A 9,950-nucleotide genomic window follows, 5' to 3' on the forward strand; every position below is an offset into this window, starting at 1 on the left:
TCAAGGAGGATAAAAGGAATGAATCTCGACCCCAACGCCCTCATCACGGCCGGCGCGCTGATCGGTGGCGGTCTGATCATGGGTGGCGGCGCCATCGGCGCCGGTATCGGTGACGGTATCGCGGGTAACGCGCTGATCTCGGGCATCGCCCGGCAGCCCGAGGCCCAGGGCCGGTTGTTCACCCCGTTCTTCATCACCGTCGGTCTGGTGGAGGCCGCGTACTTCATCAACCTGGCCTTCATGGCGCTGTTCGTCTTCGCCACCCCGGGCCTGCAGTAGTCCATCAGCATGGGTGAACTGAGCGCAACGATCCTGGCTGCAAGCCAGGCAGCCGAGGAAGGCGGTGGGGGCCAGAGCAACTTCCTGGTCCCCAACGGCACCTTCTTCGCCGTGCTGCTCATTTTCCTGATCACGCTTGCTGTGATCGCGAAATGGGTTGTGCCACCAGTCGGCAAGGTGCTGGCAGAGCGCGAAGCGATGCTGGCGAAGACCACCGCCGACAATCGGAAGTCAGCCGAACAGGTGGCCGCGGCACAGGCGGACTATGACGAGGCGATGGCCGGGGCTCGCACCCAGGCGTCGGCCATTCGCGACGAGGCCCGCGCAGCGGGCCGCGAAGTGGTCGATGCCAAGCGTGCCGAGGCCAGCACCGAGGTGGCCGAGAATGTGCGCCAGGCCGATGGGCAGCTTGCTGCCCAGGGTGCCGAGGTGCGGTCGGGTCTGGAGTCGTCGGTGGACGGACTCTCGCAGACACTGGCCAATCGAATTTTGGGCGTCGACGTGAAATCAGGTGGGACGCAGTAGATGTCGATATTTATCGGGCAGCTGATCGGCTTTGCCGTCATCGCCTACATCATCATCAAGTGGGTGGTGCCGCCGGTACGGAGCCTGATGCAGAAGCAGCAGGAAGCCGTGCGGGTCGCCCTCGCCGAGAGCGCCGATGCGGCGAAGAAGCTCGCCGAGGCCGATGAGATGCACGCCAAGGCACTCGCCGACGCCAAGGCCGAATCGGCCAAGGTGACCCAGGAGGCCTCGCAGGACTCCGAGCGGATCACCGCTCAGTTGGCCGAGCAGGCGGGCACGGAGGCTGAGCGGATCAAGGCGCAGGGCATTCAGCAGATTCAGCTGATGCGCCAGCAGCTCATCCGCCAGCTGCGGACCGGCCTCGGATCGGAGTCGGTCGCCAAGGCCGACGCTCTGGTCCGGGCGCATGTCGCCGACCCGGCCGCACAGGCGGCCACCGTCGACCGGTTCCTCGCCGAACTCGAGCAGATGGCCCCGTCGTCGGTGATGATCGACACCGCCGCGACGGCGAAGCTGCGTGCGGCCAGCCGCGAGTCGCTGTCGGTCCTGGTCGACAAGTTCGACTCCATCGCGAGCGGTCTGGACGCCGATGGCCTGACCACTCTGGCCGACGAGCTGACCTCGGTGGCCAAGCTGCTGCTGTCCGAGTCGGTGCTGATCAGGCACCTGGCTCAGCCGAGCGACGACGCTTCCGCCAAGGTCGCGCTACTCGACCGTCTGCTGTCGGGCAAGGTCGGCGACACCGCACTGGATCTGCTGCGCACCGCCGTTTCGCAGCGTTGGTCGACCGAATCGAACCTGGTCGACGCGATCGAACACACCGCGCGTCTGGCGCTGCTCAAGCGCGCCGAGACCACCGGTGAGGTCGACGAGGTGGAGGACCAGCTGTTCCGGTTCGGCCGCCTGCTGGACGCCGAGCCGCGGCTTTCCGCCCTGCTCAGTGACTACACCACCCCGACCGATGGCCGGGTTGCCTTGCTGAACAAGGTCCTTTCCGGCAGCGCGGCGGCGAACGGGACGGCAGCTGCGCTGCTGACCCAGACTGTGGGACTGCTGCGCGGCGAGCGCGCAGATGAGGCTGTCATCGATCTCGCCGAGCTCGCGGTGTCCCGCCGTGGCGAGGTGGTCGCTCACGTGACCGCCGCGGCTGACCTGACCGATGCCCAGCGCACCCGGCTGTCGGAGGTGCTCACCCGCATCTACGGACACCCGGTGTCGGTGCAGTTGCACGTCGACCCGGAACTGCTCGGTGGTCTGTCGATCACCGTCGGTGACGAAGTGATCGACGGCTCGATCTCGTCCCGACTGGCCGCAGCGGCCACTCAGCTGCCGGACTGACGAGTCCAGCCCCGGCACGAACCCAGAACCACCCCAAGAACAAGGTAGGAAGACGAAAAACCATGGCAGAGTTGACAATCTCGGCTGCTGATATCGAAGGTGCCATCGAGGACTACGTATCCTCGTTTTCCGCCGACACCGAGCGTGAAGAGATCGGCACCGTCATCGACGCCGGTGACGGCATCGCTCACGTCGAGGGTCTGCCCTCGGTCATGACCCAGGAGCTCCTCGAGTTCCCGGGCGGTGTGTTGGGCGTGGCACTCAACCTCGACGAGCACAGCGTCGGCGCCGTGATCCTGGGTGACTTCGAGAAGATCGAAGAGGGCCAGCAGGTCAAGCGCACCGGCGAGGTCCTCTCGGTGCCTGTCGGCGACGCCTTCCTCGGTCGCGTCGTCAACCCGCTCGGTCAGCCGATCGACGGCCAGGGCGACATCGCCGCCGAGGAGCGGCGCGCCCTCGAGCTGCAGGCCCCGTCGGTGGTTCAGCGCCAGGGCGTGTCCGAGCCGCTGCAGACCGGCATCAAGGCCATCGACGCCATGACCCCGATCGGCCGTGGCCAGCGTCAGCTGATCATCGGTGACCGCAAGACCGGCAAGACCGCGGTCTGCGTCGACACCATCCTCAACCAGCGTGAGGCCTGGGAGACTGGTGACCCCAAGCAGCAGGTGCGCTGCGTGTACGTCGCCATCGGCCAGAAGGGCACCACCATCGCCAGCGTGAAGCGCGCGCTGGAAGAGGGCGGCGCGATGGAGTACACCACCATCGTCGCGTCCCCTGCCTCCGATCCCGCCGGCTTCAAGTGGCTGGCGCCGTACACCGGTTCGGCCATCGGGCAGCACTGGATGTATGACGGCAAGCACGTGCTGATCGTCTTCGACGACCTCTCCAAGCAGGCCGACGCCTACCGCGCCATCTCGCTGCTGCTGCGCCGCCCGCCGGGCCGCGAGGCATTCCCCGGCGACGTCTTCTACCTTCACTCCCGTCTGCTGGAGCGTTGCGCCAAGCTGTCCGACGAACTCGGCGGCGGTTCGATGACGGGTCTGCCGATCATCGAGACCAAGGCCAACGACATCTCGGCGTTCATCCCGACCAACGTCATCTCGATCACCGACGGCCAGTGCTTCCTGGAGTCCGACCTGTTCAACCAGGGCGTGCGACCGGCGGTGAACGTCGGTGTGTCGGTGTCCCGTGTCGGTGGCGCCGCGCAGATCAAGGCCATGAAAGAGGTTGCGGGCTCGCTGCGTCTGGATCTGTCGCAGTACCGCGAGCTGGAGGCCTTCGCGGCCTTCGCCTCGGATCTGGACGCGGCCTCCAAGGCTCAGCTGGATCGTGGTGTGCGCCTGGTGGAGCTGCTCAAGCAGGCGCAGTACAGCCCGCTGGCGGTCGAGGACCAGGTCGTCTCGATCTTCCTCGGTACCCAGGGCCACCTGGATTCGGTTCCGGCCGAGGACGTCACACGCTTCGTCGACGAGCTGCTGGAGCATGTCAAGGCCAGCCACTCCGACATCCTCAAGGGCATCAAGGAGACCAAGAAGCTCTCCGAGGAGAACGAGGAGAAGCTGGTCTCGGTCATCAACGAGTTCAAGAAGGGCTTCGCCGCCACCGACGGCAGCTCCGTGGTTGTCAAGGAGGCCGGCACTGACGCGTTGGACCCCGAGGACCTGGAGAAGGAATCGGTCAAGGTCCGCAAGCCTGCTCCCAAGAAGGCCTAGGTAACCAATGGCAGCCACACTTCGCGAACTACGCGGACGCATCAAATCCGCCTCGTCGATCAAAAAGATCACGAAGGCACAGGAGCTGATCGCCACGTCGCGGATCGCCAAGGCGCAGGCCCGGGTCGACGCGGCCCGGCCCTACTCCACCGAGATCACCAACATGCTCACCGAGCTTGCGGGTGCCAGTGCGCTGGACCACCCGCTGCTCGTCGAGCGGAAGACCCCCAAGCGGGCCGGTGTCCTCGTGGTGTCCTCGGACCGCGGCCTCTGCGGCGGTTACAACGCCAACGTGCTACGTCGGGCCGAGGAACTGTTCTCGCTGCTGCGGGAAGAGGGCAAAGATCCGGTGCTCTACGTGGTCGGCCGGAAAGCTCTGGGCTACTACAGCTTCCGGCAGCGCCCGGTGACCGAGTCGTGGACCGGATTCTCCGAGCGGCCCACCTACGAGAATGCCAAGGAGATCGCCGACACCCTGGTGGAGGCGTTCATGTCCGGCGCTGACGACGAGGGCGATGACGCCGGCGCCGACGGCATCCTGGGCGTCGACGAACTCCACATCGTGTCCACCGAATTCCGGTCCATGCTGTCGCAGACCGCGGTGGCGCTGCGGGTCGCACCGATGGTCGTCGAATACGTCGGTGAGGCCGAAACCGGTCCGCACACGCTGTATTCGTTCGAACCGAACGCCGAGAACCTGTTCGATGCGTTGTTGCCGCGCTACATCGCCACCCGCGTGTACGCGGCGCTGCTGGAGGCCGCGGCCTCGGAGTCGGCTTCGCGCCGGCGCGCCATGAAGTCGGCCACCGACAACGCCGACGATCTGATCAAGGCACTGACGCTCGCGGCCAACCGCGAACGTCAGGCGCAGATCACCCAGGAAATCAGCGAGATCGTGGGCGGCGCGAACGCGCTGGCCGACGCGCGCTAGCCGGACCAAAGACGAAAGCCTCGTAGGAAAGCGAAGAGAGAATGACTGCTACTGCAGAAAAGACCGCGGGCCGCGTAGTCCGCATCACCGGCCCGGTGGTGGATATCGAGTTCCCGCGCGGTGCAGTGCCCGAGCTGTTCAACGCGCTGCACGCCGACATCAGCTATGGCGCGCTCGCCAAGACCCTGACGCTCGAGGTTGCCCAGCACCTCGGCGACAACCTGGTGCGCTGCATCTCCATGCAGCCCACCGACGGCCTGGTGCGTGGCACCGACGTCCGCGACACCGGCGCCTCCATCTCGGTTCCGGTCGGTGACGGCGTCAAGGGCCACGTGTTCAACGCCCTCGGCGACTGCCTCGACGATCCCGGCTACGGCAAGGACTTCGATCACTGGTCGATCCACCGCAAGCCGCCGGCCTTCGCCGACCTGGAGCCCCGCACAGAGATGCTGGAGACCGGTCTGAAGGTCGTCGACCTCCTCACGCCATACGTGCGTGGTGGCAAGATCGCCCTGTTCGGTGGCGCCGGCGTGGGTAAGACGGTTCTGATCCAGGAGATGATCAACCGTATCGCCCGCAACTTCGGTGGCACCTCGGTGTTCGCCGGCGTGGGTGAGCGCACCCGTGAAGGCAACGACCTCTGGGTCGAGCTCGCCGATGCCAACGTGCTCAAGGACACCGCGCTGGTGTTCGGCCAGATGGACGAGCCGCCAGGCACCCGTATGCGCGTCGCCCTCTCGGCCCTGACCATGGCCGAGTACTTCCGCGACGAGCAGAACCAGGACGTGCTGCTCTTCATCGACAACATCTTCCGGTTCACCCAGGCCGGTTCCGAGGTGTCGACCCTGCTGGGTCGTATGCCTTCGGCCGTGGGTTACCAGCCGACGCTGGCCGACGAGATGGGTGAGCTCCAGGAGCGCATCACCTCGACCCGTGGTCGCTCGATCACCTCGATGCAGGCCGTGTACGTGCCCGCCGACGACTACACCGACCCGGCACCGGCCACCACCTTCGCCCACCTCGATGCCACCACCGAGCTTTCGCGTGCGGTGTTCTCCAAGGGCATCTTCCCCGCGGTGGACCCGCTGGCTTCGTCCTCGACGATCCTGCACCCCAGCGTCGTCGGCGACGAGCACTACCGCGTCGCCCAGGAAGTCATCCGGATCCTGCAGCGCTACAAGGATCTTCAGGACATCATCGCCATCCTCGGTATCGACGAACTGTCGGAAGAGGACAAGGTGCTGGTGTACCGCGCCCGTAAGATCGAGCGCTTCCTGAGCCAGAACATGATGGCCGCCGAGCAGTTCACCGGCCAGCCGGGTTCGACCGTGCCGCTCAAGGAGACCATCGAGGCCTTCGACAAGCTGGCCAAGGGCGAGTTCGATCACCTGCCCGAGCAGGCGTTCTTCCTCATTGGTGGTCTCGACGACCTGGCGAAGAAGGCCGAAAGCCTCGGCGCCAAGCTGTGATGAGCGCTTGCGCGAAGAACCAATGGGTTGAGTTGAGTCCTCCTATGCGAAAGGCGGTGTGACATGGCTGATTTGAACGTCGAGATCGTTGCGGTCGAGCGTGAGCTCTGGTCCGGCAGCGCCACGTTCGTCTTCACCCGGACCACCGCTGGTGAGATCGGCATCCTGCCGCGGCACATTCCGTTGGTGGCGCAGCTCGTCGACGACGCGATGGTTCGGGTCGAGCGCGAGGGTGAGGACGACCTGCGTATCGCCATCGACGGCGGCTTCCTGTCGGTCACCGAGGAGACGGTCCGCATCTTGGTGGAGAACGCTCAGTTCGAATCCGAGATCGACGCGGACTCTGCCAAGCGGGACGCGGAGTCCGACGACGAGCAGACAGCGGCATGGGGTCGGGCGCGCTTGCGCGCCATCGGCCAGATCGACTGACGACAGAGACGACAGATGAGCGCGCCCATGATCGGCATGGTCGCGCTCATCTGCGTTCTGCTGCTGGTCGTCGCCGCCCTGAGCTACCGACTGTGGAAGCTGCGTCAGGTGGGCGGAACAGCTGCCATCCTGCGCGACTTTCCCGCCGAAGGCGGCCAAGGCTGGCGCCACGGTGTCATGCGCTACCGCGGTGGGGAAGCGGGCTTCTACCGGCTGTCCAGCATGCGGTGGTGGCCTGACCGACGATTGAGTCGCCGGGGGCTCGAAGTGGTGTCGCGCCGCGCCCCACGCGGCGACGAATTCGACATCATGACGGATGCAACGGTCATTCTCGAACTACGCGACCAAGGCCCGGAGCGCCGGCAGGGCTACGAGATCGCTCTGGACCGGGGCGCACTGACGGCGTTCACCTCGTGGCTCGAATCCCGGCCATCCCCGCGGGCTCGGCGGCGCAATTACTGATCTACTGACCCGCCCGGCTTCCAGAGGACATCCCCGTCCGGATTCGCCACCCGCGACAAGATGAACAACAAATCCGACAGCCGGTTGAGGTACTTCGCCGGCAGGACGCTCACCGAATCACCGTGCTCCTGCACCGCAATCCAGGCTGAACGCTCCGCACGGCGAGCAACAGTCCGCGCAACGTGCAGCAGCGCCGACAAGGGGCTGCCACCGGGCAGGATGAACGAACTCAGGGCGGGCAACGCGTCGTTGAACTCGTCGCACCACTTTTCGAGTCGGTCGATGTAGGCCTGCGAGATTCGTAGTGGCGGGTGCTCAGGGTTCTCCACGACCGGCGTCGACAGATCCGCGCCGGCGTCGAACAAGTCATTCTGGATTTGTCGCAGTACGTCGAGGATTTGCTGATCGGGTTCGCCGAGGGCGACTGCGACCCCTATGGCAGCGTTGGCTTCGTCACAGTCGGCATAGGCCGCCAACCTCGAATCATTCTTCGAAACCCTGCTGAAATCACTGAGCCCCGTCGTGCCGTCGTCGCCGGTGCGGGTATAGATACGCGTGAGATGAACCGCCATAGCTGAACCGTACCGGGCGTGAGGACACGGCTGGCTGGGCCCGCCGGATCTGTCCGAGCAGGCGGAATCTCGACGGCAGGCTGTTTACACTAACCGGCGTGAGCGAGCGTTTCTTGGTGACCGGAGGAAACCGGTTATCAGGCGAAGTTGCTGTCGGTGGCGCGAAGAACAGTGTGCTGAAACTGATGGCGGCCTCGTTGCTGGCCGAGGGCACCAGCACCATCACCAATTGCCCCGACATCCTTGATGTGCCGCTGATGGCGGAGGTCCTGCGGGGGTTGGGCGCCACTGTCGAACTGGACGGCGATACCGTCCGCATCACGTCGCCCGATGAGCCCAAGTACGATGCCGATTTCGCGGCTGTCCGTCAGTTCCGCGCTTCTGTGTGTGTGCTGGGCCCACTGGTGGGCCGGTGCAAGAAGGCCAAGGTGGCGCTGCCAGGTGGTGATGCGATCGGGTCCCGGCCCCTGGACATGCACCAGTCCGGGCTTCGTCAACTGGGTGCGACCTGCAACATCGAACACGGTTGCGTGGTGGCAGAAGCCGACCACCTGCGAGGTGCCGAGATCCAGCTCGAGTTCCCGTCGGTGGGAGCGACCGAGAACATCCTCATGGCGGCGGTCCTGGCCGAAGGCGTCACCACGATCCACAACGCGGCCCGAGAACCCGACATCGTCGATATCTGCGCGATGCTCAACCAGATGGGCGCCCAGGTCAGCGGAGCGGGGACATCCACGCTGACCATCACCGGTGTCGAGCGGCTCTATCCCACGGAACACCGGGTGATCGGTGATCGGATTGTCGCGGCCACGTGGGGGATCGCCGCAGCGATGACGCGTGGTGACATCTCGGTGACGGGGGTCGACCCGCAGCACCTGCAGCTGGTGCTCCACAAGTTGCATGACGCCGGCGCCACCGTGACCCAGAACGACAACGGCTTCCGGGTGGTTCAGTACGAGCGTCCCAAAGCGGTGAACGTGGCGACGCTGCCGTTCCCAGGGTTCCCTACCGACCTTCAGCCGATGGCGATCGGGCTCGCGGCGGTGGCCGACGGCACGTCGATGATCACCGAGAACGTCTTCGAAGCCCGGTTCCGGTTCGTCGAGGAGATGATCCGGCTGGGGGCTGACGCGCGCACGGATGGACATCATGCCGTCGTGCGGGGGATCCCCCAGCTGTCGAGTGCCCCGGTGTGGTCCTCGGACATTCGGGCCGGCGCCGGCTTGGTGCTCGCCGGCTTGGTCGCCGACGGAGAAACCGAGGTCCACGACGTGTTTCACATCGACCGCGGATACCCGTTGTTCGTAGAAAACCTGTTGAGCCTCGGAGCTGAGATCGAAAGAGTAGGCTCGTAGGCAGCTCGTGAGAGCCGGTCTACGGGACAAAATGGCGCTGACCAGGCGATTTGACCTTGAAGGCTGGCGCGCGCTAATCTTTTGAAGTCGCCGCGGAGCGGGTGAAACACCCCGAACCGGAGCGACTTGACAGGCCAGCGGAGAACATACTAAGCTGGCGAGGTTGCCTCAGACCGGATGAAATAAGCCAGGATGAAGCAACTTGACTTGCCGGCAAAGATGTAATTAAGCTGGTGGGGTTGCCCCAAAACAGGGTGACAAAGAAGAAATGTCTGTTGTTTGAGAACTCAATAGTGTGTTTGGTGGTTTTTGTTTGTTGTTTTTTGGCCACGCTCTTTTTCCCGTTTAGGGTGTGGTTGTTGTTTTTTGATGCCAGTTTGTTGGTGTCTTTTGTTTGTGATCGGATTTTTCTGATTCGAATTCCACCTGGCCTTTGGGTTGGGTTGTTTTTGTTTGGAGAGTTTGATTCTGGCTCAGGACGAACGCTGGCGGCGTGCTTAACACATGCAAGTCGAACGGAAAGGCCCTTCGGGGTACTCGAGTGGCGAACGGGTGAGTAACACGTGGGTGATCTGCCCTGCACTTTGGGATAAGCCTGGGAAACTGGGTCTAATACCGAATATGACCACGCACTTCCTGGTGTGTGGTGGAAAGCTTTTGCGGTGTGGGATGGGCCCGCGGCCTATCAGCTTGTTGGTGGGGTAATGGCCTACCAAGGCGACGACGGGTAGCCGGCCTGAGAGGGTGACCGGCCACACTGGGACTGAGATACGGCCCAGACTCCTACGGGAGGCAGCAGTGGGGAATATTGCACAATGGGCGCAAGCCTGATGCAGCGACGCCGCGTGAGGGATGACGGCCTTCGGGTTGTAAACCTC

Annotated in this window: 10 protein-coding genes and 1 rRNA gene; 10 read left to right on the forward strand and 1 reads right to left on the reverse strand. The window is 64.5% G+C overall.

From position 1 onward, the window contains the following. Nucleotides 1-18: 18 nt before the first annotated feature. From H977_RS0112615 to H977_RS0112650, 8 genes are all read left to right on the forward strand, one after another. Nucleotides 19-279, forward strand: a complete 261-nt coding sequence (locus H977_RS0112615; protein WP_003885300.1) for a F0F1 ATP synthase subunit C — start codon at nucleotides 19-21, stop codon at nucleotides 277-279. A gap of 9 nt (nucleotides 280-288) precedes the next feature. Beyond that, complete coding sequence (locus H977_RS0112620; RefSeq protein ID WP_029108210.1) at nucleotides 289-804, forward strand: F0F1 ATP synthase subunit B; 516 nt, start codon at nucleotides 289-291, stop codon at nucleotides 802-804. Continuing rightward, the gene (locus tag H977_RS0112625; protein ID WP_029108211.1) at nucleotides 805-2,142 is read left to right on the forward strand and encodes a F0F1 ATP synthase subunit B/delta; all 1,338 of its coding nucleotides are present in this window, start codon (nucleotides 805-807) and stop codon (nucleotides 2,140-2,142) included. Nucleotides 2,143-2,204: 62 nt separating this feature from the next. Next, nucleotides 2,205-3,854, forward strand: a complete 1,650-nt coding sequence (atpA, locus tag H977_RS0112630) for a F0F1 ATP synthase subunit alpha (RefSeq protein ID WP_029108212.1) — start codon at nucleotides 2,205-2,207, stop codon at nucleotides 3,852-3,854. Nucleotides 3,855-3,861: 7 nt separating this feature from the next. Continuing rightward, nucleotides 3,862-4,785, forward strand: coding sequence for a F0F1 ATP synthase subunit gamma (locus H977_RS0112635; RefSeq protein WP_029108213.1), 924 nt, complete (start codon nucleotides 3,862-3,864; stop codon nucleotides 4,783-4,785). A 41-nt stretch (nucleotides 4,786-4,826) separates the two neighbouring features. Then, a complete protein-coding gene (gene atpD / locus H977_RS0112640; RefSeq protein ID WP_029108214.1) occupies nucleotides 4,827-6,254 on the forward strand; it encodes a F0F1 ATP synthase subunit beta in 1,428 nt (475 codons plus the stop codon). Nucleotides 6,255-6,317: 63 nt separating this feature from the next. Then, a complete protein-coding gene (locus tag H977_RS0112645) occupies nucleotides 6,318-6,683 on the forward strand; it encodes a F0F1 ATP synthase subunit epsilon (RefSeq protein ID WP_029108215.1) in 366 nt (121 codons plus the stop codon). 15 nt (nucleotides 6,684-6,698) lie between these two features. Further along, nucleotides 6,699-7,145 (forward strand): DUF2550 domain-containing protein, encoded by a 447-nt coding sequence (locus H977_RS0112650; protein ID WP_029108216.1) that lies wholly within the window; start codon nucleotides 6,699-6,701, stop codon nucleotides 7,143-7,145. On the opposite strand, the gene H977_RS0112655 is transcribed toward H977_RS0112650, so the two are convergent. Next, complete coding sequence (locus tag H977_RS0112655; RefSeq protein ID WP_029108217.1) at nucleotides 7,139-7,717, reverse strand: cob(I)yrinic acid a,c-diamide adenosyltransferase; 579 nt, start codon at nucleotides 7,715-7,717, stop codon at nucleotides 7,139-7,141. The genes H977_RS0112650 and H977_RS0112655 overlap by 7 nt on opposite strands. 98 nt (nucleotides 7,718-7,815) lie before the next feature. Between H977_RS0112655 and murA the strand changes: the two genes are divergently transcribed. Next, the gene (murA, locus tag H977_RS0112660; protein ID WP_029108218.1) at nucleotides 7,816-9,072 is read left to right on the forward strand and encodes a UDP-N-acetylglucosamine 1-carboxyvinyltransferase; all 1,257 of its coding nucleotides are present in this window, start codon (nucleotides 7,816-7,818) and stop codon (nucleotides 9,070-9,072) included. Nucleotides 9,073-9,522: 450 nt separating this feature from the next. Continuing rightward, nucleotides 9,523-9,950 (forward strand): 16S ribosomal RNA (locus H977_RS0112665); the annotation flags it as partial.

This window comes from Mycobacterium sp. URHD0025 (genome assembly GCF_000426065.1).
GTDB lineage: Bacteria > Actinomycetota > Actinomycetes > Mycobacteriales > Mycobacteriaceae > Mycobacterium.